Origin of the sequence: Pseudomonas sp. JR33AA (assembly GCF_021378985.1) — a bacterium.
In the GTDB taxonomy this organism is placed as follows: domain Bacteria; phylum Pseudomonadota; class Gammaproteobacteria; order Pseudomonadales; family Pseudomonadaceae; genus Aquipseudomonas; species Aquipseudomonas alloputida.
In genome coordinates, this window is sequence record NZ_JAJSAW010000002.1 from 471,928 (window position 1) to 497,633 (window position 25,706).

23 protein-coding genes and 1 pseudogene are annotated in these 25,706 nt (G+C 60.9%); 9 read left to right on the forward strand and 15 right to left on the reverse strand.

Features of this window, described 5'->3' with window-relative positions; genetic code table 11:
• Position 1: 1 nt before the first annotated feature.
• From LVS58_RS05470 to pcaR, 5 genes and pseudogenes are all read right to left on the reverse strand, one after another.
• Entirely contained in the window at positions 2 to 1,291 is a 1,290-nt protein-coding gene (locus LVS58_RS05470) for an MFS family transporter (RefSeq protein ID WP_233690195.1), read from the reverse strand.
• Positions 1,292 to 1,478: 187 nt separating this feature from the next.
• A complete protein-coding gene (gene pcaF / locus LVS58_RS05475) occupies positions 1,479 to 2,684 on the reverse strand; it encodes a 3-oxoadipyl-CoA thiolase (protein ID WP_233690283.1) in 1,206 nt (401 codons plus the stop codon).
• Positions 2,681 to 2,776 (reverse strand): annotated as a pseudogene (locus LVS58_RS05480) (CoA-transferase subunit beta); the annotation flags it as partial. The pseudogene LVS58_RS05480 and the gene pcaF, both read right to left, overlap by 4 nt.
• A gap of 169 nt (positions 2,777 to 2,945) precedes the next feature.
• Positions 2,946 to 4,292: an MFS transporter gene (locus tag LVS58_RS05485; RefSeq protein ID WP_233690196.1), complete on the reverse strand. Its 1,347-nt coding sequence runs from the start codon at positions 4,290 to 4,292 to the stop codon at positions 2,946 to 2,948.
• 320 nt (positions 4,293 to 4,612) lie between these two features.
• Positions 4,613 to 5,488: a pca regulon transcriptional regulator PcaR gene (gene pcaR, locus LVS58_RS05490; RefSeq protein WP_003251938.1), complete on the reverse strand. Its 876-nt coding sequence runs from the start codon at positions 5,486 to 5,488 to the stop codon at positions 4,613 to 4,615.
• A gap of 478 nt (positions 5,489 to 5,966) precedes the next feature.
• On the opposite strand from pcaR, the gene LVS58_RS05495 reads away from it, so the two are divergent.
• Together LVS58_RS05495 and LVS58_RS05500 are read left to right on the forward strand one after the other, a co-directional pair.
• The gene (locus tag LVS58_RS05495; protein WP_233690284.1) at positions 5,967 to 6,167 is read left to right on the forward strand and encodes a hypothetical protein; all 201 of its coding nucleotides are present in this window, start codon (positions 5,967 to 5,969) and stop codon (positions 6,165 to 6,167) included.
• Positions 6,168 to 6,480: 313 nt separating this feature from the next.
• On the forward strand, positions 6,481 to 7,953 hold the full coding sequence (locus tag LVS58_RS05500) for an inorganic phosphate transporter (RefSeq protein ID WP_233690197.1): 1,473 nt from the start codon (positions 6,481 to 6,483) through the stop codon (positions 7,951 to 7,953).
• 122 nt (positions 7,954 to 8,075) lie between these two features.
• Here LVS58_RS05500 and LVS58_RS05505 read toward each other — a convergent pair whose 3' ends face one another.
• Positions 8,076 to 9,551, reverse strand: a complete 1,476-nt coding sequence (locus LVS58_RS05505) for a helicase HerA-like domain-containing protein (RefSeq protein WP_233690198.1) — start codon at positions 9,549 to 9,551, stop codon at positions 8,076 to 8,078.
• Between the two features lie 169 nt (positions 9,552 to 9,720).
• On the opposite strand from LVS58_RS05505, the gene LVS58_RS05510 reads away from it, so the two are divergent.
• From LVS58_RS05510 to LVS58_RS05525, 4 genes are all read left to right on the forward strand, one after another.
• Entirely contained in the window at positions 9,721 to 11,595 is a 1,875-nt protein-coding gene (locus tag LVS58_RS05510; protein ID WP_233690199.1) for a methyl-accepting chemotaxis protein, read from the forward strand.
• A gap of 168 nt (positions 11,596 to 11,763) precedes the next feature.
• Positions 11,764 to 12,885, forward strand: a complete 1,122-nt coding sequence (locus tag LVS58_RS05515) for a glycosyltransferase family 4 protein (RefSeq protein ID WP_233690200.1) — start codon at positions 11,764 to 11,766, stop codon at positions 12,883 to 12,885.
• Positions 12,878 to 13,642, forward strand: a complete 765-nt coding sequence (locus LVS58_RS05520; RefSeq protein WP_233690201.1) for a DUF2334 domain-containing protein — start codon at positions 12,878 to 12,880, stop codon at positions 13,640 to 13,642. The genes LVS58_RS05515 and LVS58_RS05520 overlap by 8 nt, the downstream gene beginning before the upstream one ends.
• Entirely contained in the window at positions 13,639 to 14,631 is a 993-nt protein-coding gene (locus LVS58_RS05525; RefSeq protein ID WP_233690202.1) for a lysylphosphatidylglycerol synthase transmembrane domain-containing protein, read from the forward strand. Before LVS58_RS05520 ends, LVS58_RS05525 begins: the two co-directional genes overlap by 4 nt.
• Before the next feature lie 230 nt (positions 14,632 to 14,861).
• Here LVS58_RS05525 and purU read toward each other — a convergent pair whose 3' ends face one another.
• Complete coding sequence (gene purU, locus LVS58_RS05535) at positions 14,862 to 15,713, reverse strand: formyltetrahydrofolate deformylase (RefSeq protein WP_003251921.1); 852 nt, start codon at positions 15,711 to 15,713, stop codon at positions 14,862 to 14,864.
• Between the two features lie 285 nt (positions 15,714 to 15,998).
• Between purU and mvaT the strand changes: the two genes are divergently transcribed.
• The gene (mvaT, locus tag LVS58_RS05540; protein ID WP_003251920.1) at positions 15,999 to 16,376 is read left to right on the forward strand and encodes a histone-like nucleoid-structuring protein MvaT; all 378 of its coding nucleotides are present in this window, start codon (positions 15,999 to 16,001) and stop codon (positions 16,374 to 16,376) included.
• A 73-nt stretch (positions 16,377 to 16,449) separates the two neighbouring features.
• Here the strand turns inward: mvaT and sbcB are convergent, their stop codons facing one another.
• From sbcB to LVS58_RS05555, 3 genes are all read right to left on the reverse strand, one after another.
• A complete protein-coding gene (gene sbcB, locus LVS58_RS05545; protein ID WP_233690204.1) occupies positions 16,450 to 17,883 on the reverse strand; it encodes an exodeoxyribonuclease I in 1,434 nt (477 codons plus the stop codon).
• A gap of 57 nt (positions 17,884 to 17,940) precedes the next feature.
• Positions 17,941 to 18,300: a PilZ domain-containing protein gene (locus LVS58_RS05550; RefSeq protein ID WP_012053641.1), complete on the reverse strand. Its 360-nt coding sequence runs from the start codon at positions 18,298 to 18,300 to the stop codon at positions 17,941 to 17,943.
• 123 nt (positions 18,301 to 18,423) lie between these two features.
• Positions 18,424 to 18,810: a tetratricopeptide repeat protein gene (locus LVS58_RS05555; RefSeq protein ID WP_233690205.1), complete on the reverse strand. Its 387-nt coding sequence runs from the start codon at positions 18,808 to 18,810 to the stop codon at positions 18,424 to 18,426.
• 180 nt (positions 18,811 to 18,990) lie between these two features.
• Here LVS58_RS05555 and pyk point away from each other — a divergent pair, with 180 nt between their 5' ends.
• Positions 18,991 to 20,445: a pyruvate kinase gene (pyk, locus tag LVS58_RS05560; protein ID WP_003251912.1), complete on the forward strand. Its 1,455-nt coding sequence runs from the start codon at positions 18,991 to 18,993 to the stop codon at positions 20,443 to 20,445.
• Between the two features lie 125 nt (positions 20,446 to 20,570).
• Here pyk and groL read toward each other — a convergent pair whose 3' ends face one another.
• The 5 genes from groL to LVS58_RS05585 form a co-directional block, all read right to left on the reverse strand.
• The gene (gene groL / locus LVS58_RS05565; protein ID WP_233690206.1) at positions 20,571 to 22,214 is read right to left on the reverse strand and encodes a chaperonin GroEL; all 1,644 of its coding nucleotides are present in this window, start codon (positions 22,212 to 22,214) and stop codon (positions 20,571 to 20,573) included.
• A gap of 49 nt (positions 22,215 to 22,263) precedes the next feature.
• Positions 22,264 to 22,557 (reverse strand): co-chaperone GroES, encoded by a 294-nt coding sequence (locus tag LVS58_RS05570; RefSeq protein WP_003251905.1) that lies wholly within the window; start codon positions 22,555 to 22,557, stop codon positions 22,264 to 22,266.
• A gap of 241 nt (positions 22,558 to 22,798) precedes the next feature.
• Positions 22,799 to 23,260 carry an FxsA family protein gene (locus LVS58_RS05575; protein ID WP_233690207.1) on the reverse strand — a complete coding sequence of 154 codons (462 nt, stop codon included), beginning with the start codon at positions 23,258 to 23,260 and terminating at the stop codon, positions 22,799 to 22,801.
• A gap of 65 nt (positions 23,261 to 23,325) precedes the next feature.
• Complete coding sequence (locus LVS58_RS05580; RefSeq protein ID WP_233690208.1) at positions 23,326 to 24,057, reverse strand: HugZ family pyridoxamine 5'-phosphate oxidase; 732 nt, start codon at positions 24,055 to 24,057, stop codon at positions 23,326 to 23,328.
• A gap of 82 nt (positions 24,058 to 24,139) precedes the next feature.
• Positions 24,140 to 25,150, reverse strand: a complete 1,011-nt coding sequence (locus LVS58_RS05585) for a DUF481 domain-containing protein (RefSeq protein WP_233690209.1) — start codon at positions 25,148 to 25,150, stop codon at positions 24,140 to 24,142.
• A gap of 164 nt (positions 25,151 to 25,314) precedes the next feature.
• Between LVS58_RS05585 and LVS58_RS05590 the strand changes: the two genes are divergently transcribed.
• Positions 25,315 to 25,668 (forward strand): MGMT family protein, encoded by a 354-nt coding sequence (locus LVS58_RS05590; RefSeq protein WP_233690210.1) that lies wholly within the window; start codon positions 25,315 to 25,317, stop codon positions 25,666 to 25,668.
• Positions 25,669 to 25,706 lie beyond the last annotated feature (38 nt).

Genomic DNA, 25,706 nt, shown 5'->3' on the forward strand with positions numbered 1-25,706 from the left:
CTTAGTCATCATGGTGCAGGTACGCCGCCTGCTTCGGCAGGCGCAGGCTGAACAGGAAGGCAATCGCCATCATCGCTGTCACGTACCAGTAGAAAGTGTTTTCCATCCCCAGGGTTTTCAGGCCCAGGGCCACATACTCGGCCGAACCGCCGAATGCTGCGTTGGCCACCGCATAGGCCAGGCCAACACCCAGTGCACGCACCTGCGGCGGGAACATCTCGGCCTTCACCAGACCGCTGATCGAGGTGTAGAAACTGACGATACACAGGGCCAGGCTGATCAGCACGAAGGCCATGAACGGGCTGGTCACGGTTTTCAGTGCCATCAGCAGCGGCACGGTGCATAAAGTACCGAGGCCACCGAACAGCAGCATCGAATTGCGCCGACCGATACGGTCGGACAGCATGCCGAAGAACGGCTGCAACACCATGAACAGGAACAACGCCCCGGTCATCACGTAGCTGGCGTTCTTGGCTGTCATGCCTGCAGTGTTGACCAGGTATTTCTGCATATAGGTGGTGAAGGTATAGAAAATCAGCGAGCCACCCGCGGTGTAGCCCAGTACCGTGATGAACGCCGCTGCGTGATTGCGGAACAGACCACCGATCGAACCTGCATCCTTGTCATTGCGGGCTTCGGCGCTACTGGTCTCGTGCAGCGAACGGCGCAGCATCAGCGAGATCAGGGCGGCGATGGCCCCCACCACGAAGGGAATGCGCCAGCCCCAGGCCCGCAGTTCATCTTCAGTCAGCAGCTGTTGCAGAATCACCACGACCAGTACCGCCAGCAATTGGCCGCCGATCAGCGTGACGTACTGGAACGAAGCAAAGAAGCCGCGCTGCCCACGCAGCGCCACTTCACTCATGTAGGTGGCCGTGGTGCCGTATTCGCCCCCTACCGACAGCCCCTGGATCAGGCGGGCCAGCAACAGCAGCGCCGGGGCCCAGGTGCCAATGCTGGCATAAGTGGGCAGGCAGGCGATCATCAGGGAGCCGAAGCACATCATCAGCACCGAGATCATGAGGGAGTTCTTGCGACCATGGCGGTCGGCGAGGCGGCCGAAGATCCAGCCTCCAATGGGGCGCATCAGGAAGCCTGCGGCGAATACGCCTGCCGTGTTCAACAGCTGCACGGTGGGGTCGTCGGAGGGGAAGAAGGCCGGGGCGAAGTAGATTGCGCAGAAGGCGTAGACGTAGAAGTCGAACCATTCCACCAGGTTGCCTGATGAGGCACCGACAATAGCGAAGATGCGCTTGCTGCGTTCTTCGCCGGTGTAATAGGTTGAGGTCATGAGGGTTTCACTCCTGGAGGGTCCTAGGTAAGTCTAGACATACCTAGTAACACACTCGTTCCGCTATCTGGCTGGCAATCGGCCTTGTGTCTCACAGGGCAGGCCGCTTCGCGGGCAATCCCGCTCCCACAGGTGATTGCGTGGATCGCTGTAAGAGCGGGCTTGCCCGCGAAGCGGCCGGTACAGGTCAAACCCGCTCGATGGCCAGTGCCAGACCTTGGCCAACGCCTACACACATGGTCGCCAGGCCTTTACGCCCACCACTCTTCTCCAGCTGGTGCAGCGCAGTCAGCACCAGACGCGCACCGCTCATGCCCAGCGGGTGGCCCAAAGCAATGGCGCCGCCGTTAGGGTTTACCTGCGGTGCATCGTCAGCCACACCCAGCTCACGCAGCACCGCCAGGCCTTGGCTGGCAAACGCTTCATTAAGCTCGATCACGTCGAAATCACTTACCGCTATACCCAGCCGCTCGGTCAGTTTGCGCACCGCCGGCACCGGGCCAATGCCCATGACACGTGGCGCAACGCCGCCGCTGGCCATACCCAGAACGCGGGCACGCGGGGTCAGGCCGTGTTTCTTCACCGCTGCGGCCGAGGCCAGGATCATCGCCGCGGCACCGTCGTTCACGCCCGAGGCGTTGCCGGCGGTGACCGTCTTGTCCGGGCCGTTGACCGGTTTGAGCTTGGTCAGCACCTCCAGCGTGGTTTCCGGGCGCAGGTGTTCGTCACGTTCGACGATGATTTCGCCCTTCTTGTGGGCGATACGCACCGGCACAATTTCTTCGGCAAAGAAGCCGGCAGCCTGTGCAGCGGCAGCCTTCTGCTGGCTGCGCAGGGCGAAAGCGTCCTGGTCGGCACGCGAAACCTGATAGTCGTCGGCCACGTTGTCGGCGGTTTCCGGCATGGAATCCACACCGTACTGGCGCTTCATCAGCGGGTTGATGAAACGCCAGCCAATGGTGGTGTCTTCCAGCTTCATGTTGCGCGAATAGGCGCTTTCAGCCTTGCCCATGACGAACGGGGCGCGCGACATCGACTCGACGCCACCGGCAATCACCAGTTCCATCTCGCCGCTGGCGATGGCGCGGAACGCCGTGCCCACGGCATCCATGCCCGACGCGCACAGGCGGTTCAGGGTAACGCCCGGGATGCTTTCCGGCAGGCCGGCCAGCAGCAGTGCCATGCGGGCCACGTTGCGGTTGTCTTCACCGGCCTGGTTGGCGCAGCCGAAGAACACTTCGTCTACCTGGTCCCACTGCACGCCTGGGTTGCGCTCCATCAGCGCCTTCAGCGGTACGGCTGCCAGATCGTCGGCCCGTACGCTGGCCAGGGCGCCGCCGAAGCGGCCGATCGGGGTTCGGATGGCATCACAGATGAATACGTCGTGCATCAGGCTTCTCCTGCCAGCTGGCAATGGTCAGCGGCGGTACGGGCGTCGAGGTCACGCATGGCGGACAGCTCGATTGGGGTGGGTTCGGAAATGGTCTGCGCGTGGCATTTGGAGGCTCCTGGTCAGGGTGCTTCAGTAAACGCAGATTAAGGAGACGGGCAGGTACCTTACAATCCGATAATCGACTATCTGTGCGATTAACGAACAATTTGTTGCACAGCTATCCATCCACGCGGGGGGGGCAGCTGTGCGCCCTGATTGCCTTTAGGTTGCGTCGGCGTGGCTGACCAGCCCCTTGACGACTACACCCACAGTCGCCAGCGCTGCCGGTACCAGCAACGCCGTCAGCACCTGCTCGAAGCTCCAGCCCAGGCCCAGCAACGTTGCGCCACTCCAGGCGCCGAGAATCGCACCAAAGCGGCCAATACCCAGCATCCACGATACACCTGTGGCCCGGCCCTGAGTGGGATAGAAGCGCGCCGCCAGCGATGGCATTGCCGACTGCGCACCGTTCACACACATACCGGCGACGAGCACCAGCGTGGCTAGCACGGTAATGTTGCCCAGGCTCTGCCCCACGGCGTAGGCAAATACCCCGGCCAGCAGATAGAAAATGCCGATCACCTTGTGCGGATTGAAACGGTCCATGGCCCAACCCACGCCGACTGCACTTAGCACTCCGCCAAACTGGAACAGCGCGCCGATGAACGCCGCCTGCTCCATGCTCGCGCCGCTGTCACGCATCAGGGTTGGCAGCCAGCTGGTCAGAAGGTAGACGATCACCAGGCCCATGAAATAGGTCAGCCACAGCAACACGGTGCCCAAGCCGTAGGAGCCAGAGAAGATCACCGCAAACACATTGCGCGCAGCCACCGCCTTTTGCTCAGGCACGCTGAAACTGCCTGCCTCGGCCACCACTTGCGGGGCGATTGGCGACAAGGTCTTACGCACCTTGTCGGTGCCGCGGTTGCGCACCACCAGGAACCGCGCCGACTCCGGCAGCCAGACCATCAGTACCAGCGCCAGCAGCAACGGCAGCACGCCACCGATGACCAGCAGGCTGTGCCAGCCGTAGGCCGGGATCATCTTGGCGGAAATGAAGCCACCACCCGCCATGCCCAGGTTGAAGCCACAGAACATGCTGGTCACCAGCAGTGACTTGAGGCGCTCCGGGGTGTATTCGGACAACAGCGTGGTGGCGTTGGGCATGCCTGCCCCCAGGCCCAGGCCCGTCAGGAAGCGCAGTACCAGCAACTGGTCGACGTTGGTGGCATAGGCCGAGGCCAGGCTGAAGCCACCGAACACCAGCACTGCCCCCACCAGCACGCCTTTGCGGCCGAAACGGTCAGCCAGCGGCCCGGAACCCAGGGCGCCGAATACCATGCCGATCAACGCGGCACTCATGACCGGCCCAAGGCTGGCGCGGTCGATCCCCCACTCTTGCGACAGTGCCGGGGCGATGAACCCCATGGCAGCGGTGTCCAGGCCATCGAGGAAGACGATCAGGAAGCACAGCAGCACGACCCGCCACTGATAGCGGGACAGTGGCTGCTGATTGATGAACGACTGAACGTCGAGGCTTTTGCCGACGTTGGTTTGCGCTTGGTTCATTGTTGTTATCCAGAATGTGGGGCACAGTCAGGCCATTGCACGCGGGTTACCGGTACAAGGGCGATGATTGAGGTATATGGCCTGGGTCAGCCTGGATACAACGGTACTGCATGCGGGTGCGGCCGCAGCAGCGAGGTGACAGTATTCATGCGTAAGTGCCTCTTATGTTTTTTTTGTTCGGTCGGCTAGCCGACCGTTGCGAGAGACATTAATCAGCGGGCCGGTGTGAAGCAATTCACCCGGCACGACACTGTGCGTTTATCGCACAGGAAACGGTATTGCCTGTTCGGATCCGGGGCCGCAACACGCTCCCTGCGGTCTCAACCAAACAACTGATGGCAAAGGTCCCGGCTGGCTGCCAGCAAAATCGGCAAGAACCGCTGCTCCAGTTCACTGCGGGTCACTCGACCAACATGGGTACTTACGTTCAACGCAGCCAACACCTGCCCCGAAGCGTCATACACCGGCACCGCTATCGATCGCAGCCCCTGTTCCAGTTCCTGGTCAACCACACACCAGCCCTGGGCGCGCACCTGCTGGATGCAGGCGAACAACGATTCGGGGTCATTCAGGGTGCGGCTGGTGCGCGCCTTGAGATCGGCACGCTCCAGGTACTCACGCAGGCTGGTGTCGTCCATGGCCGCCAGCAGAATGCGCCCCATCGACGTGCAATAGGCCGGCAGGCGTCCGCCCACCGAAAGGTCGACCGAAATCAGCCGCTCGACCGTGGCTGAACGGGCTATATACAGAATGTCGTCGCCTTCGAGGGTGGCCATGTTGGCCGCCTCATGCAGCTGGTCGCTAATGCGATCCAGGTATGGCTGGGCAGAAATTGCCAGCGGCGTCGACGACAGATAAGCATGCCCCAGGGTCAGCACTTTGGGCAGTAGCGAATAGGTACGCCCGTCGGTAGTGGCGTAACCCAGCTTGATCAATGTGTGCAGGCAACGGCGCACCGCTGCGCGAGGGATTTCGGTACGGTGGCTGATCTGGGCGATGGTCAGGTGACGCTTGCGCTCCTGGAATGCCTGGATCACGGCCAGGCCACGTGCCAGTGAGGTCATGAAGTCCGGGTCACCGGTAAAGGCCTGGATGCGCTTGGCCGGGGAAGCCACGATCGGCGGCGCCATGGCAGCCGAAGCAGGTCGCGCTACCTCTGCATTGCCGGAGTCGTTGCCCAGGGTTTCGTCACTCATCGCACACCTCAAAAAAAACGCCGGTTCGTGCGATTATCGAACAAACGGCCGATAATCGCAATTGACCGCCGACACTTTTGCTTATACCTTTCCCCTGCCACTTGTGGCTTCTTTGGAGAGACTGGTCAGGTACCCACCGTAGAAGTCCCAGGCAACGGCCTCGCCTTTCGGCGAGGCCGTTTTTCGTTCCGGCCCGCCCTGACATTGCAACGAACTTCTGTCCGTCATTCCTTTCCAACTTGTACGAAAGGCCCAAACTGTTCGCGGGCACATCCTGCTATTTACGCCAGATGCTGTTAGGCCAGAGTAAATTAACGATGATCGGCGAATTATCGGTTGCTATAATCGTCTGCGCAGGCCCTCCGCTTACCGTGGTCATGAAACCTTCCCGCTTTATCAAGCCGTTGCGGCCAGCAAGGCACTGTGCATGTTGCACAATGCTCAACAACCGTCATTACACTTATTTCAGGTACTGCACGTGACGAAAGATGAACTGCGCGCGGAACTCGAGCGCCAGGCTGAACGTTACAAGGATGTTTACGGTGGCGAAGTCACCACATACGCCGCACAACCGGATCCGGAACGCAAACCCTGGCGCAAGCGTGCCAGCATTCGCGACCAGGCCTTCAGCCAGGAACTGGAACGTATAGAAAAAGAACTGCGCAGCGACAATCCCTGACCCTCGGGGGCCTTCTGCGCGTCGTCGCCCGGTGAACCCGGGCGAGGTCAATCTTTACTGCCTGGCCGATGATGAAATGGAATCACACAAATTTCATACGGTCGTTTGAATTTTGGAGCAATGGCGGTTTCTCAACATTTCGACCGTATTTCACCCTCTTTTCTGATTTTTTACTGCCATTTACCTCCTTGAGCGCCCCCGTTCGCACGACAAGGTTGCAGCATGAAGGCTGTCATCTGTCTGTTGCAGGTGCATCGATTGCCAAGGTTTTCTGGCATAATCCGGCCCCCCTATGACCCGCCAGACAACCTTCATGATCGATTTATTCAGCGGACTGGATGCCTGGGTGTTGGTGAGCCTGCTGCTCGCCTTGACCTTCGTACTCGCCTTCGAGTTCATCAATGGCTTTCATGACACCGCCAACGCGGTAGCTACCGTCATCTATACCAAAGCCATGCCGCCGCACCTCGCCGTGTTCTTTTCCGGCGTGTTCAACTTCCTTGGCGTTCTGCTGGGCGGTGTAGGGGTGGCCTATGCCATCGTGCACCTGTTGCCGGTAGAGCTGCTGATCAATGTGAACACGGGACACGGCCTGGCCATGGTCTTCTCGTTGCTGGCTGCGGCCATCACCTGGAACCTGGGCACTTGGTACTTTGGCATCCCCGCCTCCAGTTCGCACACGCTGATCGGCTCCATTCTCGGTGTCGGCCTGGCCAACGCCCTGATCAACGACATTCCGCTCGGCGACGGCGTCAACTGGCAGAAAGCGATCGATATCGCCATGTCGCTGGTGGTCTCGCCAATGGCCGGCTTCGCCGTTGCTGCCCTGGTGCTGATCGGCCTGAAATGGTGGCGCCCGCTGTCGAAGATGCACAAAACCCCGGAACAGCGCCGCAAGCTCGACGACAAGAAGCACCCGCCCTTCTGGAACCGTCTGGTCCTGGTGGTTTCCGCCATGGGCGTGAGCTTCGTACACGGCTCCAACGACGGCCAGAAAGGCATCGGCCTGATCATGCTGGTGCTGATCGGTATCGTCCCGGCCAAATTCGTTCTCGACCTGAACAGCACCACCTATCAGATCGAACGTACTCGCGACGCTACCCTGCACATGAGCCAGTTCTACCAGCGTAACGCGGCCACCCTAGGCGAGTTCCTGGCACTGGGCAAGTCCAAGGCCAGCGACCTGCCGGAGCAGTTCAGTTGCAACCCACAGCAGACCGAACCGACCATTGCTGCGCTGCAGTCCTCGCTGCAAGGCGTGACGGACTACCACAGCCTGGATACCGAGAAGCGCGTCGAAGTGCGCCGCTACCTGTTGTGCCTGGATGACACGGCGAAGAAGGTTGGCAAGCTGCCAGGCCTGGACGCCCGTGAAAAGTCAGACCTTGAAAAACTGCGCAAAGACCTCACCGCCACTACCGAATACGCCCCGTTCTGGGTGATCGTGGCCGTCGCCCTGGCCCTTGGCCTGGGCACCATGGTTGGCTGGAAGCGTGTGGTGTTGACGGTGGGCGAGAAGATCGGCAAACAAGGCATGACCTATGCCCAGGGCATGTCGGCGCAGATCACCGCAGCCTGCGCCATCGGTATGGCCAACGTATTCGCCCTGCCGGTGTCGACCACCCACGTGCTGTCGTCCGGCGTAGCCGGCACCATGGTCGCCAACAAAAGTGGCCTGCAAGGCGGCACCGTGAAGACCATCCTGCTGGCATGGGTCCTGACCCTGCCTGCCTCGATGGGCCTGGCGGCCGGCCTGTTCTGGCTGGCGTCCAAAGCCATTGGCTGAGTGACACCGCAATGAATGAAGGCGCCCTCGGGCGCCTTTTTCATGGCTGTTATTCCTGTGTCCCTTGTTCTTTGCCGGAGCAGCCTTGTGCTACCAGGGGGAATGGGCGCGGCGCAGGAAGACTACCTTTTCTTGCCCCCTAACAACGACCCCATCAACCCGCGTACCAACTGCCGCCCCAACTGGTTAGCGGCCTGGCGGACTGCTGACTTGATCGCCTGCCCCGCTGCACTCTGCAAGAACTCACCCGCCTTGTCGGCAAAACTCTCTTCATCCGCCTTCGGTTGCGGCGCCGGTTCCACCGGCTCGCCCTTACGCTGGCTCAGCATTTCATACGCTGACTCACGGTCCACCGGTTTGTCATAGCGCCCCGCCAATGGCGAATCCGCAATCAGCGCACTGCGCTCAGCCGCACTCAGTGGCCCGATACGCGACTGCGGCGGTGCAACCAGCACTCTCTGCACGAGGGCCGGGGTGCCCTTTTCTTCCAACGTACCCACCAGCGCTTCGCCAATACCCAGTTCGGTAAGCACTGCCAGGGTGTCGAACGTCGGGTTGGAGCGAAAACCATCGGCTACCGCCCGCAGCGACTTCTGCTCCTTGGCAGTGAACGCCCGCAAGCCGTGCTGAATGCGCAAGCCCAACTGGGCCAGCACCGCGTCGGGCAAGTCACCCGGCGACTGGGTAACGAAATAGACCCCCACCCCCTTGGAGCGGATCAGCCGGACCACTTGCTCAAGGCGGTCCTGCAGCGCCTTGGGCGTGCCGTTGAACAGCAAGTGTGCTTCATCGAAGAACAGCGCCAGCACCGGCTTGTCGGCATCACCGCGCTCCGGCAACTGCTCGAACAGCTCGGCCAGCAACCACAACAGGAACGTCGCGTACACCTTGGGCGCCTCGTGCACCAATCGGCTGGCATCGAGCAGGTGGATACGTCCACGGCCATCCGGATCAGGGCGCAGCAGGTCCTCCAGTTGCAATGCCGGCTCGCCGAACAGTGCCTCGGCGCCCTGCTGCTCCAAGGTAGCGAGCCGGCGCAACAACGCCTGGGTGGAGGCCGTGGTCATCAGCGCGCTGTCTTCGCCGAGTAGCTGCGGGTTGTCCTTCAGATGCGCCAGCAGGGCCTTGAGGTCTTTGAGGTCCAGCAGCAGCAGGCCTTCGCGGTCGGCCACCTTGAATGCTGCATACAGCGCCGCCTGCTGGCTGTCGGTCAGTTCCAGCAAGTTGCCCAACAGAAGCGGCCCCATTTCACTGAGGGTGGTGCGCAGCGGGTGGCCCGACAGCCCGGCGATATCCCACAAACTCACCGGGTAGGCCCTGGGCGCATGCCCCAGCCATGGCATGCCGGCGATGCGCTCAGCCACCTTGCCTTGTGGCGCACCGGCAGCCCCCAAGCCACAGAGGTCGCCTTTGACATCGGCGGCGAACACCGCCACCCCTGCGTCGCTGAACACCTCCGCCAAGTGCTGCAGGGTGACGGTCTTGCCAGTACCGGTTGCGCCGGCCACCAGACCATGGCGGTTGGCCAGGCGCATGGCTTGCCCGATTGGCTGGCCATCCGGGCCCGCGCCTACAACGATGGTCGAAAATTCCGACATCTCTTTAATCCTCTGCTCAAGCTTTAGCTTAATTCGGCCGATACCTGTGGGTGTTATTCGCCTTAGTTAGAGAGGAACAGCCGAAAAGGGACTTTTCGGGATGTTGCACAGCCTACGGCTCCACTCGTGCGAACGCCTGATATAAAACCTTAGCGGAACCGATTACGCCATGAACAAAAGCCTTCGTTTCAGCCACAAGATTCTTTTGGCAGCATCACTGATCGTGATACTCGCCTTCAGCCTTTTCACCCTCTACAACGATTACCTCCAGCGTAATGCGATCCGCGAGGACCTGGAAAACTATCTGGCTGAAATGGGCACCTCCACGTCGACCAACATTCGCAACCTGTTCGAAGGCCGGATAAAACTGGTGGAGAACCTGGCGCAGAACATTGCCCAGAACCCAGCCAACGCCGAAACCCTGATGGGTCAGAATGCGCTGATATCCAGCTTCCTTACGGTCTACCTGGGCAAAGTCGACGGCGGTTTCAGCGTACGCCCGGACGCGAAGATGCCCGACGGCTACGACCCGCGCACCCGCCCTTGGTACAAGGACGGCATGAACGCCAGCGGCGCGACGCTGACCGAACCCTACATCGATATGACCACCAACAAGATGGTCATCGGCATCCTCAGCAAGGTCTCCAGCAGCGTTGGCGTGGTCGGCGGCGACCTGGCCCTGGACGGCCTGGTGCAGATCATCAACTCGCTGAACTTCGGCGGCATGGGATACGCTTTCCTGGTCAACGACCAGGGCAAGATTCTGGTGCACCCGGATAAAGATCTGGTCATGAAGTCGATGTCGGACCTGTTCCCGCAGCGCACGCCGAAACTGACCGGTGAGCTGACCGAAGTGCAAAGCGATGGCCAGACCCGCCTGCTGACCTTCAGCCCCATTACCGGCCTGCCATCGGCAAACTGGTACATCGGCCTCTCGGTGGACAAGGACAAGGCCTTCTCGATGCTCAGCACCTTCCGCACCTCTGCGGTGATCGCCACGGTAGTGGCAGTGGTGATCATCATCGGCTTGCTCGGCCTGCTGATCCGCGTGTTGATGCAACCGCTGCACACCATGACCCGCGCCATGGAAGACATCGCCCAAGGTGAGGGCGACCTGACCAAGCGCCTGCACATCCACAACCACGACGAATTCGGCGTCCTCGGCAACGCCTTCAACCGCTTCGTCGAACGCATTCACAGCAGCATCCGCGAAGTGTCCTCGGCCACCGAGCAGGTCAACGAAGTAGCCCTGCGGGTGATCAGCGCTTCGAACTCGTCGATGACCAACTCCGACGAGCAGTCCAACCGCACCAACAGTGTCGCAGCCGCCATCAACGAATTGGGCGCTGCGGCTCAGGAAATCGCCGGCAACGCCGCCCAGGCTTCGCAGCACGCTAGCTCCGCGCGCCTGCTGGCCGAAGAAGGCCAGCAAGTGGTCGAGCGCAACATTGCCGCGATGAACCGCCTGTCCGACCTGATCGTCACCTCCAGCGCACACATCGAAACACTGAATAGCAAGACTGTGAATATCGGCCAGATCCTGGAAGTGATCACCAGCATTTCCCAACAGACCAACCTGCTGGCGCTGAACGCCGCCATCGAAGCAGCCCGCGCTGGTGAGGCCGGGCGTGGCTTTGCCGTGGTCGCCGATGAAGTGCGCAATCTGGCGCACCGCACCCAGGAGTCGGCGCAGCAAGTGCAGACCATGATCGAAGAGCTGCAGGTCGGTGCCCGCGCGTCGGTCGACACCATGGAGCAGAGCCAGCGCCACAGCCAGGACAGCATGCAGATCGCCAACCAGGCGGGTGAGCGACTGGACAGCGTTACCGTGCGCATTGGCGAGATCGACGGCATGAACCAGTCGGTGGCCACTGCCACCGAAGAGCAGACCGCCGTGGTCGAGGCGATCAACATGGACATCAACGAGATCAACATGCTTAACCAGGAGGGCGTGGAGAACCTGCAGGCGACCCTGCGCGCGTGCTCCGACCTGGAGCAGCAGGCTGGCCGCCTGAAGCACCTGGTGGGCAGCTTCCGTATCTGATAATGCCTATACCTTCGCCTGGCGCAGCCTCTGTGCTGCGCCAGGCACTGCGCACTCCCCTCCTCTCAAACCGATCGAACAAACTATCCTTCTGATAGGTCCACCTTTAGGCATTTCATCGCCGGCAGTTCAACGCCGGATGACAGACCCGAAGACGATCCCGGAGGGATGCTGATCGTGCACATCGCCGACATCACCATGTTCTACGCCCCGGCCAGCGGTGGCGTACGTACCTATCTTGATGCCAAACATCACCGTCTCGACGCCATTCACGGCGTACGTCACAGCCTGTTGATTCCCGGTGCCAGTGCCCAGCACGGCGATGGCATCTATCAGGTACCTGCGCCGCCATTGCCATTTGGCAAGGGCTACCGCTTTCCGGTGCGCCTGGCCCCCTGGTGCAATACACTGCGCACGCTCAAACCCGACCTGATTGAAGTTGGCGACCCCTATCTGACCGCCTGGGCGGCGCTGGAAGCGCGGCGCCAGCTCGACGTGCCAGTGATCGGTTTCTACCATTCCGACCTGCCGTTACTGGTCAGCAACCGCATGGGCAACTGGTTCGCACCCAATGTCGAGGCCTACGTCAGCAAGCTGTACGGCAATTTTGATCGGGTACTGGCCCCCAGCCAGGTGATGGCTGACAAATTACGCCGCTTGGGCGTGCGCGATGTCCATGTGCAGCCGCTGGGCGTTGACCTTGCCACTTTCCACCCCTCCCGGCGCGACCCACATGTACGTGCCGAACTGGGCATTGCCGACACCAGCCGCCTGTTGATCTTTGCCGGCCGCGGCTCGCGGGAAAAGAACCTGCCGGTGCTGCTTGACTGCATGCAGCAACTCGGCGCCCCGTACCACCTGTTACTGGTGGGCTCGAACATGCCGGCCAGCGTGCCGCACAACGTCAGCGTCATCGATCACTTCTGCCCGGCGGCAGAGGTGGCCCGGCTGATCGCCAGCGCCGACGTGTTGGTGCATGCAGGCGACCAGGAAACCTTCGGCCTGGTCATTCTCGAAGCGATGGCCAGCGCCACCCCCGTGGTGGCTGTGCGTGCCGGTGCGTTCCCTGAAATCATCAACGAACAGTGTGGCCGCCTGTGTACGCCCAACGATGGTCGGGCCATGGCGTGCGCCGTGCGCGAGGTGTTCGAGGCGGGTACCCGCGAGCTCGGTGTGCAGGCCCGTCACCATGTCGAGCAGCATTATTCATGGGATAACGTGGTAGCCGGCCTGCTACAGCACTATCAGGCCGTGCTCGGCCACCAGCCGCAGGTACGCGCCCATGCTTGAGCCCACCGCCAGCCAGCGCAGCCTCATGCTGGTGTTGCATGATGTTGCCCCGGAAACCTGGCCGGACTATGAACCGTTCGTAGCGGCCGTGGACGCGCTGGGCCATGTGCCAATGACATGGCTGGTAGTCCCGGACTTCCATCGTCGTAATCCGCTGCACCAGGCACCTTCGTTCTGTCGTCTCCTGGACGAACGCCTTGGCAAAGGTGACGAGCTGGCGCTTCACGGCTATGCCCACGCTGACGAAGGACCAGCACCGCGCAGCCCTATCGACTACTTCATGCGGCGCATCTATACGCATGAAGGTGAGTTCTACAGCCTTGATGAGAACGAAGCGCTTACCCGGCTACAGGAGGGCCTGGCGCTGTTCGAAGGCCAAGGTTGGCCTGTGGCAGGGTTTGTCGCACCGGCCTGGCTCATGAGTCAGGGCACGCGGCAAGCGCTGTGCCGCCTGCCACTCAAGTACACCAGTACACCGCAGCATCTGTACCGGTTGCCAGACTTTACGGCCATTGATGCGCCAGGCCTGGTCTGGAGCGCCCGGAGCGCATGGCGTCGCGCATTGTCCCGCACACTGTGCGACTGGCAATGCCAGCGCTGGCGGGGCGCGAGCACGTTGCGCCTGGGGCTGCACCCTGTAGACATGCGTCATCGCTCATCCCGTGACTATTGGTTACGAACGCTGGAGACACTGTTGAAGGATGGCCGCGAACCGCTGACAAAATCTGCCTGGCTGGAGCGCCAGGGGGCAGCATGAAGCGTTGGGCCTGGCTGGCGCTGGCATTGCTGGGCGCAGCGCTGGTGCCAGCGTTGCTGGGTGGTAGCGAGCTGCTGCCGAGGCTGAGCCGGTTCGACCCGCACCTGCTGCTCATGCTGCTCGGCATGATTCTGTTGTGCTGGGTAATCAATGCGCTGCGCCTGCGCCTGTTGCTGGGTGAGCAGGCAAAACAGTTGAGCCATGCGCGCAGCCTGGGCGTGGTCATGGCCACCGAGTTTGCCATCTGCACCACCCCGGGCGGCAGTGGTGGGCCGCTGACGCTGATGGCCCTGCTGGCGCGAGACCGCATTCGCCCGGCGCGCAGCGGCGCCGTTTTTGCCATGGACCAGTTGAACGACCTGGTGTTCTTCTTCTGCGCAATGCTGGCGATTGCCGGCTATGCGCTGTTCCACAGCCTGGGCCGCAGCCAGGAAAGCATGTTGCTTGGCAGTGCGTTACTGCTGTGCACAGCGTTGGCCGGGGTGGTCGGGCTGTTGCGCTACCGGCGCCCGATAATGCGCATGAACGGCAGGCTGTTGCAGCGCATGGGGGTGGGCCAGCCGCGCAAACGTCGCTGGGCGCGCAAACTGCTGCACTTCGTCGCAGCACTGGCGCAGACCTGGCGCCTGCCCAAGCGCAGGCTGAGCCTGGTGTTCACCCTGACCTGCATCCACTGGGGGCTGCGCTACAGCGTGCTGTACCTGGTGCTGCGGGGCTTGGGGGAAGACCTGCAGTGGATTCCCAGCTTTCTGGTGCAGATGCTGTCGCTCAGCGCCGGCCAATTCAGCCTCCTGCCTGGCGGAGCCGGTGCCGCCGAGCTGACGTCGGCCAGCCTCTTGACCCCCTTGGTGGGCAGTTCGACCGCTGCTGCGGCAATCCTGATATGGCGGGCGGTTACCTACTACTTTTATCTGCTGGCTGGGGGGCCGGTGTTTGTGTACCTGCTGGCGCGTCCACTGCTGGAGCGCTGGCGCCGTCAGGCGGGTTGAGCTGTTGCCAGAGTTCGGCGGCGCCGGGGAAGTCGGTGCCATCCATGTCATCCAGAGCTTCAGGGTCGTAGCGGGCCAGGCAGCCTTCGCCAAGGATTGGTGGAGGTGAGGCGACGGGGTTGTTGCGTTGCTTGGTCATTGCCATTTCACCCAAGGTTGCCGGGCGCCCTGCACCCCTGTCGCGACAGGGCTGCGCAGCAGCCCGGAATCTCACCGCAAGCCGGGTGGTGTCAGTCGAACACCACAGTCTTGTTGCCATGCACCAGCACGCGGTCCTCAAGGTGATAACGCAGGCCACGGGCCAGCACCATCTTCTCCACATCACGGCCAAAGCGAACCATGTCCTCGATGCTGTCGGCATGGCTGACACGCACCACATCCTGCTCAATGATCGGGCCGGCATCCAGCTCTTCGGTGACGTAGTGGCACGTTGCGCCGATCAGCTTCACCCCACGCAGGGCGGCCTGGTGGTAAGGCTTGGCGCCGACGAACGACGGCAGGAAGCTGTGATGGATGTTGATCACTTTCTCGGCATAGTCCCGGCACAGTTGTGGCGGCAGGATTTGCATGTAGCGGGCCAGCACCACGACGTCGGCGGCATGCTCCTGCACCAGGCGCGACACTTCGGCAAAGGCCGGGGCCTTGTCCTTGGGGTCGACCGGTACATGGAAGAACGGAATACCGTGCCACTCGACCATGCTGCGCAGGTCGTTGTGGTTGGAAATCACGCAAGGGATCTCGCAGTCCAGTTCATCGGTGTGCCAGCGGTGCAGCAAGTCTGCCAGGCAGTGCGACTCGCGGCTGGCCATCAATACCACGCGTTTTTTCTGAGCCGAGTCGGTAATGCGCCAGGTCATGGAGAACTCTTCGGCGATCGGCGCAAACGCCTCACGGAAGGCTTCGATACCGAACGGCAGCGATTCAGCGCGGATTTCATGACGCATGAAGAACCAACCGCTCTGCTCATCGGAGTGGTGGCTGGCTTCGTTGATCCAGCCGTTGTACAGGGCCAGGAAATTACTGACTTTCGCCACGATGCCTACACGGTCGGGGCAGGCGATCACCAGACGATAGGTGCGCATGAATGAGACTCCAGAACTTCGCAAAGGCGCCTATTCTAGCGGCCCGCCAGAAAAAACGCAGTATTGATCGCCGCCGCGATTGCATATGCAGCCCCCGAAAACGCCACACGGGCGCTGCCAGACAGACAACAGGAAACGCACGAGGCATATGTAAAATTTTGTTCACGTAGAGAAATCCTGTCACAGCTTAATTAACAGTTAATTGCCCAATCTTATGTTTACTTGCGAGTATGGGCTGTCTATTATTGCCCCACACATTTCTGAACACGCATTAAGGAACACTCCATGTCCCTGATCAACGAGTACCGCGCTACCGAAGAAGCCATCAAGGAACTTCAGGCCCGCTTGGCCAATCTGTCGCAGGATGACAAGCTGAAGAAAGAACTGGAGTTCGAAGGCAAACTGCGCACACTGATGGGCGAGTACTCCAAGTCGCTGCGCGACGTGATTGCCCTGCTTGATCCAGAGTCGAAACTGAGCAAGGCACCTCGTGGTTCGGTCAAGACTACCGCCACCAAGCGCGCACGCAAGGTCAAGCAATACAAGAACCCGCACAACGGTGAAGTGATCGAAACCAAAGGCGGCAACCACAAGACCCTGAAAGAGTGGAAAGCCACTTGGGGCGGCGATGTGGTTGAAAGCTGGGCAACCCTGCTGGACTGATTATCCGCCTACGCCCTCTTGCTTCACACAACAAAAACGCCGGCACACTGCCGGCGTTTTTGTTTACCAATCATCAGCCGATTGAATAGTGCTCCTGCAATTGTCGAGCATGCAGTTGCCAGGCCTCCAACACTCGCCTGCCCGCCTCGTCGGCGCCCTCCCAGGCTTGCTGGCGTGCCTGTTCGAAGTCGCCCAAGGTATTCGGCGCGCCCCACTGCGGGTCGCTCAGGCGTTGCTGGCAGAAGCCATGCCAACGTTGCCGCTCCTCGCGGGTCAAGGTCTCAGGGAAGTTACGTGCCCGATAGCGGAACAACAGCTCCGGCAAACGCGGATCATCGAACATCCAGCGGCCATGGCTCAACTGCACCGGTCCCAGCGCACGAACTTGCTCGCATAAACGCCGGTCGCGGTCACCTATAAAACCCTCATACAACTGCTGTTCCGGGTCTTCACTGGGGGCGAACTCGTCCTTGCCATAGATGTGCTCCAGCTTTTCTTGCCATTGCGCCTGCTGATTCGCCAATTGTTCGCCGCGCGATTGTAACAACGTCAAGTCCAGGCCCAATCGTTGTTGATCGACCGGGCGTAATACCGACAGCGGCGCCACTACCGGGCAACGATTGATCTGCACCAATTTGAGCGGTACCGGAAATTCACCTTCGGCCAATTCATCATGCCGCGTGTACAAGCGCTGACGCAAAACTTCAGCACTTTCCCGCAGTAACGGTAGGGTTTCCTGATGCAGGTCGCAGACAATCAATGCATTGCGATTACGCGGGTGCCAGGCCAGTGGCAATACGACCCCCAGGTAGTTGCGCGCCGCCGAAAAACGCCCGGATATATGCACCAGTGGCTGCAACAAACGGATCTGCTCCATCACTTTATGCTTGCTGCGCAGCTGAAACAGCCAGTCATACAACTTCGGTTGTTTTTGCCGAATCAGGCGAGCCAAAGCAATGGTTGCCCGCACGTCGGAAAGCGCTTCGTGGGCATGACCGTGGTCAATGCCGTTGGCCTTGCTCAACAGCTCCAGACGCAGGCTGGTGCGCCCGTCCTGCTGCGGCCATTCAATGCCCTCCGGGCGCAGGGCATAGGCGGTGCGCACAATGTCGATCAGGTCCCAGCGGCTATTGCCGCCCTGCCACTCACGGGCATAGGGGTCGAAAAAGTTGCGGTAAAGGCTGTAGCGGGTCACTTCATCGTCAAAGCGCAGGGTGTTGTAGCCGGCACCACAGGTGCCCGGTTGCGCCAGCTGGGCATGCACGCGAGTCATGAACTCGGCTTCGCACAGGCCCTGCTCCGCCAGCAGCTGCGGCGTGATGCCTGTCACCAGACAGGCCGCCGGGTGCGGCAGGATGTCGTCCGACGGTCGGCAATAAAGGCTGATTGGCTCGTCGATTTCGTTAAGGTCGAAGTCGGTGCGCAGGCCTGCCACCTGCAGCGGCCGATCGCAGCGCGGGTTGATGCCGGTGGTTTCATAGTCGTGCCAGAAAATGCTGGAGGTCACGGGGTCGTCCTGTATCGAGGTCGACCCGATTCTAGCGCGATTCTGAAAAATGAACGTTCAGACGGGGGCGTTGGCGGGGCGGAAACTGAAATAGTCGCGCAACGAACGTACGAAATCATCGTACTCGCGCGGAGACTGCAGCAGCATGAAGCCCGAATCGTAGTGCCCAGGCGTCTGGTCCTCGCGGCACCACAGGCAACTGGCAGTGAGGTTGACGAACTGATGCCCGCCGCCAGGCAGGGGCATACGCAGTTGCAGTTCGTAATCGGGCCCAACCAACACGGGCAGCTGGCTGATAACCATCAAGCCATTTTCGGAGGCATTGCCTAGCTGACCGATCTCCTGACCGGTGAAGCGATTGAACACCTTGAGGACACAAGGCAGTTGATGACGTTCGATGTGGCGCTTGTTGAACATGATCGCAAGTGTATTCCGTACCTGATGCCAGGAATACAAGGTACTGGCGGTTGTTGTAACAGCTGAGTTACAGATTAGCGCAGCACGCGCAGCAAATCTCGTGAAATAAACCACACCTTTGTGTTAGCGCCAAGGTACGGTCGTCACCGGATTGGCCACGGCCGTTTCTGCGCCGCGCAAATGGCCGAGTTTTTCCAGGGTCTGCAGACGCGCTCGGGCGCGATAGGCATATTCGTTGCCCGGGTACTGCTGGATCAGATACTGATAGGTCTGCGCCGCGTCCACGTACAACGCCTGGCGCTCCAGGCACTGACCGCGCAGCAGGGACACTTCGGGGTGGATGAACGGCCGGGCACGGCTGGTGCGATCAACCTGCGACAGTTCGAGCATGACCCGTGCGCAATCGCCGCGGTCGTAGGCGCGGTAGGCATTGTTCAAGTGATGGTCCATCGACCAGCGGGTACAGCCGACGGCGCTGACGGCAAGGGCTAAAACGATCAGGGCTCGCATGGGGATCTCCTTTGATGCCAGTGTATCGGCGTTTGCCTGCAAATCTTCACACCCTTTTGCAAGGATACCCTGCCCCGTTCAAATGCCACGCTGCCTTGGTCGCAGGTAGTGCAACGGAACAATGACTACAGCGAGATTCAGGAGTAGCCTTTCGCTGCGCTTCACTATAGGAGTCTGTGCATGAGCATCCGCCGCACCAAAATCGTCGCCACCCTTGGCCCCGCCAGCAACTCGCCGGAAGTGATCGAACAACTGATCCTCGCCGGCCTGGACGTGGCACGTCTGAACTTCTCCCACGGCACGCCGGACGAGCACAAGGCCCGCGCGCGCCTGATCCGTGACATCGCCGCCAAGAACGGCCGCCATGTTGCACTGCTGGGCGACCTGCAGGGTCCGAAGATCCGCATCGCCAAGTTCGCCAACAAGCGCATCGAACTGAAGATCGGTGACAAGTTCACCTTCTCCACCGCCCACCCGCTGACCGAAGGCAACCAGGACATCGTCGGTATCGACTACCCCGATCTGGTCAAGGACTGCGGCGTTGGTGACGAACTGCTGCTCGACGATGGCCGCGTGGTCATGCGCGTCGAAACCGCCACTGCAGATGCCCTGCACTGCGTAGTGATCATCGGTGGCCCGCTGTCGGACCACAAAGGCATCAACCGTAAAGGTGGTGGCCTGACCGCACCGGCCCTGACCGAAAAAGACAAGGCCGACATCAAACTGGCTGCGGAAATGGACCTGGACTACCTGGCCGTGTCCTTCCCGCGTGACGCCAGCGACATGGAGTACGCGCGCAAGCTGCGTGACGAAGCCGGCGGTAGCGCCTGGCTGGTGGCCAAGATCGAACGCGCCGAAGCGGTGGCCGATGACGAGACCCTCGACAAGCTGATCGCCGCCTCTGACGCCGTGATGGTTGCCCGTGGTGACCTGGGCGTGGAAATCGGCGACGCCGAGCTGATCGCTATCCAGAAGAAGATCATCCAGCACGCCCGCCGCAACAACAAGGCAGTGATCGTGGCGACTCAGATGATGGAGTCGATGATTCAGAACCCGATGCCGACCCGCGCGGAAGTGTCCGACGTGGCCAACGCCGTGCTGGACAACACCGATGCGGTGATGCTGTCGGCCGAAAGCGCCGCCGGTTCCTACCCGATCGAAGCTGTCCAGGCCATGGCACGCATCTGCCTGGGTGCCGAAAAGCACCCGACCAGCCAGAAGTCCAGCCATCGCCTGCACACCACCTTCCAGCGCTGCGACGAAAGCATCGCCTTGGCGGCCATGTACACTGCCAACCACTTCCCGGGCGTTAAGGCGATCATCGCCCTGACCGAAAGCGGCTACACCCCGCTGATCATGTCGCGCCTGCGTTCGCATGTACCGATCTTCGCCCTGTCGCCGCACCGCGCCACCCAGGCGCGCGCCTCGATGTTCCGTGGTGTGTACCCGATTGCCTTCGACCCGGCCGCGCTGCCGGCCGACAAGGTGAGCCAGGCGGCGGTCGACGAGCTGCTCAAACGTGGCCTGGTGGAGCAAGGTGACTGGGTGATCCTGACCAAGGGTGACAGCTACCACACTATCGGTGGCACCAACGGCATGAAGATCCTGCACGTCGGTGATCCGCTGGTCGGTTGATCCACGCTTTTCACAGCACAAGGCTCAAGCGCAGCCTTTTGCTGCGAAGAGGCCCCGACAGCAATAAAAAAAGCCCCGGTTCTCGCGAACCGGGGCTTTTTGATGGTGCTGGGGGTAAGGCTGGCTTACATCATGCCGCCCATGCCACCCATGCCGCCCATGTCTGGCATGCCGCCGCCAGCTGGGGCTTCGCTCGGAGCGTCAGCAATCATGGCTTCGGTGGTGATCATCAGACCGCCAATTGAAGCAGCAGCTTGCAGGGCCGAACGGGTGACCTTGGCTGGGTCCAGGATGCCCATCTCGATCATGTCGCCGTATTCGCCGGTAGCAGCGTTGTAGCCGAAGTTGCCCGAACCTTGCTTGACCTTGTCAGCAACCACGCTTGGCTCATCACCGGCGTTGGCAGTGATCTGGCGCAGCGGGGATTCAACAGCGCGACGCAGCAGCGCAATACCGACGTTCTGGTCTTCGTTGTCGCCTTTCAGGTCGATGATGGCTGCCAGGGCGCGAACCAGGGCAACACCACCGCCAGGCACCACGCCTTCTTCAACGGCTGCACGGGTAGCGTGCAGGGCGTCTTCAACGCGGGCTTTCTTCTCTTTCATTTCAACTTCGGTGCCGGCACCCACCTTGATCACGGCAACACCGCCAGCCAGCTTGGCCAGACGCTCTTGCAGCTTCTCACGGTCGTAGTCCGAGGAAGTTTCCTCGATCTGGGCACGGATCTGCTTGACGCGTGCTTCGATCTCGGTGTCAGCGCCAGCACCGTCGATGATGGTGGTGTTTTCCTTGGACAGGATGACGCGCTTGGCGTTACCCAGGTGCTCCAGGGTAGCGGTTTCCAGGGACAGGCCGATTTCTTCGGAGATGACCTGACCGCCAGTCAGGACGGCGATGTCCTGCAGCATGGCCTTGCGGCGATCGCCGAAGCCCGGAGCCTTGACTGCAGCAACCTTGACGATGCCGCGCATGTTGTTGACTACCAGGGTAGCCAGCGCTTCACCTTCAACGTCTTCGGCCACGATCAGCAGTGGGCGGCCGGCCTTGGCAACGGCTTCCAGAACTGGCAGCAGCTCACGGATGTTGGAGATTTTCTTGTCGACCAGCAGCAGCAGCGGGCCTTCCAGCTCGGCAACCATGGTGTCCGGCTTGTTGACGAAGTACGGCGACAGGTAGCCGCGGTCGAACTGCATGCCTTCTACGACGGACAGTTCGTTTTCCAGGCCCGAGCCTTCTTCAACGGTGATCACGCCTTCTTTACCGACTTTTTCCATGGCTTCGGCGATGATTTCACCGATGGAGTTGTCGGAGTTGGCAGAGATGGTACCTACCTGGGCGATGGCCTTGGAGTCGGCGCATGGCTTGGACAGGTTCTTCAGCTCGGCAACAACGGCAGCAGTGGCCTTGTCGATACCGCGCTTCAGGTCCATCGGGTTCATGCCGGCAGCGACGGCTTTCAGGCCTTCGTTGACGATGGCCTGAGCCAGAACGGTAGCGGTGGTGGTGCCGTCACCGGCAGCGTCGTTGGCCTTGGAAGCAACTTCCTTGACCAGCTGGGCGCCCATGTTTTCGAACGCGTCTTTCAGCTCGATTTCTTTGGCGACGGAAACGCCGTCCTTGGTGATGGTCGGCGCGCCGAAGCTCTTGGCCAGTACCACGTTACGGCCTTTCGGGCCCAGGGTCGCTTTTACTGCGTCAGCCAGAACGTTGACACCAACCAGCATTTTCTTACGAGCGGAATCACCAAATTTTACGTCTTTAGCAGCCATGATCGTTTAATCCTTGAAAAACTTTGGAGTAACGGGAAGTCGGGGGAAATCAGCCTTCGACAACGGCGAGGATTTCGTTCTCGGCCATGACCAGCAGGTCTTCGCCATCGACTTTCACGGTGTTGCTGCCCGAGTACGGGCCGAAAACCACTTTGTCACCCACTTTCACGGCCAGCGCGCGAACTTCGCCGTTGTCCAGGACGCGACCGGTGCCGACGGCTACAACTTCGCCGCGGTTTGGTTTTTCAGCGGCCGAACCCGGCAGGACGATACCGCCAGCGGTTTTCGATTCTTCTTCGCTGCGACGGATGACTACGCGGTCATGCAGAGGACGAAGTTTCATTGTCGATCTCTCCCAAATTGTGGTTTTCATCGGCCGGTTCGACACCGGCGGTTTTGATGCTGTCCGGCGTTGCCGGGGGTGGCCCGCTGTGAGCGAACCACCTGTGTAATGTCTGGTGTTGCCACCAGAAACCTTGCGGTGACCACATACATGAGGCCGCCATATCCAATTACAAGGCTCGAGACAGAAAATTTTTCATCAGGCCGAAAAAACCGGGGCCGCTTGCGCGGCCCCGGTCTTTTTACTTGTCGCGGCGCTCGTACTCGCCTTCGATCACGTTCGGGCGGTGGCCGCCATCACGCGGCTGCGCCTGGAAGGGGTCATCCTGGAATGCACGCTGGCGCATGGCCTGGGCCTCGGCACGCTCACGCATCTTGCGCGCCGCCAGGCGGCGGGTGAATGGCAGCAGGCACAGCACACCCAGCACGTCGCTGATGAAGCCGGGCAGCAACAACAGGCCACCACCCACGGCCAGCATCATGCCCTGGAACATATCCTCGGCGGGCAATTCACCGCGCTGCAGGCTTTCACGGGCGCGCAATGCGGTAGCCAGGCCGGCCACCCGCATGACCAGTACACCCAGGGCGGAGCCGGCGATGATCAGCAGCAACGCCGGGAAGAAACCGATTGCCGCGCTGACCTTCACGAAGACGAACAGCTCCAGCACGGGAAAAAGCAGAAACAGCAGTAGAAAAGCACGCATCAAGGGTTCCTCGACGGAAGATAACCTTCCAATAAGACCTCAAATGGATGCCTGCGCTCCGGATTTCAACCCTCGGCTTGCACCACAAGCGGCCAATGGTCGGCGCGAGCCAGCAAAACCAAGGCCTCGCGGACTTGTGTCGGCGTGTTGCAAGGTGCGGGGAAAGGCAACCAGTGCACTGCCTGGCCGATGCGCAGGTGCATGCCTTCACTGTCTACCCCAACCATCTGCGCCGGCACGTGCTGTGGCAACCCGGCCAATTCGACGTAGTGGGCAATGGCATTGGCATGATCGCTGTTCATGTGTTCGATCATGCTCCCCTCGGCCTTGCCGGCGAACGGGTTGACCAAGGTCACATGGTCAAGCCAGTGGATCGCACCGAAGCCGCCGATGTAGCGGTGGCGCACCGGTTGCAGCACCCAGAAATCGAAGTCGTGGGCCTTGTGGTAGTTGGCCGCGTCCGGGAAATAGCGGTAATAGCGTTCGGCGGCGGCTTCGATGACGGCCTCGTCGACCAGCTTGTGCGCTTCGGCCATCACCGTCAGGCGCCCTACCGCCTGCACATCCTCGGCCTCGCGCTCCCCCACCAGCAGCGAACACTTGGGGTCCTTTTGCAGGTTGTGGGTGTGCTGGGCAATGCGGCTGATCAGGATCAGCGGGTTGCCCTGGGCGTCCAGGCAGTACGGCACGACCGAACCGAACGGGTAGCCAGGCATCGACTTGGAATGTGTCGAAAGCACGCCGCGGTATTCCTTGAGCAGCAGTTCCCGGGCGGGGCGGATGGCGTTGGTACTCACTTGAGGGCAGCTCCTGGCGGACGGGTTGGGGACAAGATAAGCATTATCAGCTGCCTGTGCCACTGACCTGCATCCAGACGCCTTACCAGGTAACGCCGAAGCCCGCGGTATAGCGTGTCTTGTCCAGGTCACTCTCGCGCGTGCCCGAGATGATATCCTTCTCCGCCTTGAGGTTGAGCGAGGCCCACTCGGTGACCTTGTAGCGCAAGCCAACCTCGGCATCCAGCGAGTAGTCGGCCACGCCACCCAGCGGTTTGGCGAACTCGCCGTTGGTGAACAGCTGCACGTTCTTGCCGATCAGGTAGCGGGTGTAATCCCACTTCACGGCCGCAGAATAGAAATTGTCCTTGCCGCCGTCCTGATACTCGAAGTCGGTACGGTTGATCAGTGAGCCCAGCGAGAACGCGCCCAGCTCATCGTCCCAGAACTGGTAACCCGGGCCGGTACCCACGGTGCGCTGACGGGCCAGGTCTTCGATGCGATCGCGCTTGTATTCCGCGCGCCCCTGCCAGAACCACTTATCGGTAATGAAACGGTCCAGCGCGTACTCGGCGCTCCAGTTGTCGGTGGTGGTGACGTCGTCCTTGGTCTCGCGGTTGTACTCACCCTCGGCGTTGTGCCGCCAACGGCCATGGCGGGCAGTGGTCTTGAAGCCCACGTCGTAATCGTCGGTGTCGTTCTCGGCGCGCTTGTAGTCCAGCGCCACGTCGACATTGCCTTTCCACACGAAATCCTCGACCAGCGGTTTGGGCTTCATGATCTGCTCAATACTCGCCAGCTCCACCGTCTTCGGTGCCTCGCCATTGGCCAAGGTCACCTTGCCAGGCTCTGCCGCCTTGAGCGACTTGGCTTTCTCGCCGCTGTAAGCGTCCTGCTTGACCAGCATCTCCTGGTCACTTTCCAGCGTCTGGACCTGTTTCCAGTCCAGGGCGATGGACCCGCCATAAGGGGTTTCCAGCAGCAGCTTGCCGCCGTCGAATACCTTGATCTTGCCGCTGAGCCGGTCACCGTTCTTCATCCACACAGTGTCGGCGAACACCGGAGAGGCACACAGGGAAACAGCAAGAAGGCACAACAAGGATCTAGAATTCATAAACGGGCTTTATTTGCGGACTATGGGTTCGATTTGACGAAAAAGCCGGGCATTATCCAGATACCCACGACCAGAGCAAGGACAGACCGGGAGTATGCCGTTGAGTTCAACTCTCATTTACCGGACCACCGGTCCGGTTTCATCTGCAGCCCAAGGCGGGCGAGATGTCTGATGGATATGAGCACGGCGTTGATTCGGCCGAGGGCCGACGAACGGCGCTGTATTCAGTACTTGGCCAAGTGCCACCTGGCAAGGTCGTGAGCTATGGCCAACTGGCCGAACTGGCTGGGCTGGGTCGTGCGGCACGCTGGGTCGGCCGCACCCTGGGGCAGTTGCCTGCCGACACAAGCCTGCCTTGGCACCGGGTGCTCGGTGCAGGTGGCCGGCTGAGCCTGGCGCTGGGCACCCCGTCGGGCGATGAACAACGGGCGCGGTTACGCGGGGAAGGTGTGAATGTAAGCAACAATCGTGTGGATATGACGCGCCATGGCTGGCGCCCAATGGAGCACAGCGGTTAGAGTGCGCGCTTTGTTTTCGAAAACTTGAGGCAGATGTT

What these genes read in the sequence shown, in the direction of transcription:
- LVS58_RS05470 (WP_233690195.1), bottom strand. Translation starts at nt 1,291, where the DNA reads ATGACCTCAACCTATTACACCGGCGAAGAACGCAGCAAGCGCATCTTC.
- LVS58_RS05485 (WP_233690196.1), bottom strand. Translation starts at nt 4,292, where the DNA reads ATGAACCAAGCGCAAACCAACGTCGGCAAAAGCCTCGACGTTCAGTCG.
- pcaR (WP_003251938.1), bottom strand. Translation starts at nt 5,488, where the DNA reads ATGAGTGACGAAACCCTGGGCAACGACTCCGGCAATGCAGAGGTAGCG.
- LVS58_RS05500 (WP_233690197.1), top strand. Translation starts at nt 6,481, where the DNA reads ATGATCGATTTATTCAGCGGACTGGATGCCTGGGTGTTGGTGAGCCTG.
- LVS58_RS05505 (WP_233690198.1), bottom strand. Translation starts at nt 9,551, where the DNA reads ATGTCGGAATTTTCGACCATCGTTGTAGGCGCGGGCCCGGATGGCCAG.
- LVS58_RS05510 (WP_233690199.1), top strand. Translation starts at nt 9,721, where the DNA reads ATGAACAAAAGCCTTCGTTTCAGCCACAAGATTCTTTTGGCAGCATCA.
- LVS58_RS05515 (WP_233690200.1), top strand. Translation starts at nt 11,764, where the DNA reads ATGCTGATCGTGCACATCGCCGACATCACCATGTTCTACGCCCCGGCC.
- LVS58_RS05520 (WP_233690201.1), top strand. Translation starts at nt 12,878, where the DNA reads ATGCTTGAGCCCACCGCCAGCCAGCGCAGCCTCATGCTGGTGTTGCAT.
- LVS58_RS05525 (WP_233690202.1), top strand. Translation starts at nt 13,639, where the DNA reads ATGAAGCGTTGGGCCTGGCTGGCGCTGGCATTGCTGGGCGCAGCGCTG.
- purU (WP_003251921.1), bottom strand. Translation starts at nt 15,713, where the DNA reads ATGCGCACCTATCGTCTGGTGATCGCCTGCCCCGACCGTGTAGGCATC.
- mvaT (WP_003251920.1), top strand. Translation starts at nt 15,999, where the DNA reads ATGTCCCTGATCAACGAGTACCGCGCTACCGAAGAAGCCATCAAGGAA.
- LVS58_RS05550 (WP_012053641.1), bottom strand. Translation starts at nt 18,300, where the DNA reads ATGTTCAACAAGCGCCACATCGAACGTCATCAACTGCCTTGTGTCCTC.
- LVS58_RS05555 (WP_233690205.1), bottom strand. Translation starts at nt 18,810, where the DNA reads ATGCGAGCCCTGATCGTTTTAGCCCTTGCCGTCAGCGCCGTCGGCTGT.
- pyk (WP_003251912.1), top strand. Translation starts at nt 18,991, where the DNA reads ATGAGCATCCGCCGCACCAAAATCGTCGCCACCCTTGGCCCCGCCAGC.
- groL (WP_233690206.1), bottom strand. Translation starts at nt 22,214, where the DNA reads ATGGCTGCTAAAGACGTAAAATTTGGTGATTCCGCTCGTAAGAAAATG.
- LVS58_RS05570 (WP_003251905.1), bottom strand. Translation starts at nt 22,557, where the DNA reads ATGAAACTTCGTCCTCTGCATGACCGCGTAGTCATCCGTCGCAGCGAA.
- LVS58_RS05575 (WP_233690207.1), bottom strand. Translation starts at nt 23,260, where the DNA reads ATGCGTGCTTTTCTACTGCTGTTTCTGCTTTTTCCCGTGCTGGAGCTG.
- LVS58_RS05585 (WP_233690209.1), bottom strand. Translation starts at nt 25,150, where the DNA reads ATGAATTCTAGATCCTTGTTGTGCCTTCTTGCTGTTTCCCTGTGTGCC.
- LVS58_RS05590 (WP_233690210.1), top strand. Translation starts at nt 25,315, where the DNA reads ATGTCTGATGGATATGAGCACGGCGTTGATTCGGCCGAGGGCCGACGA.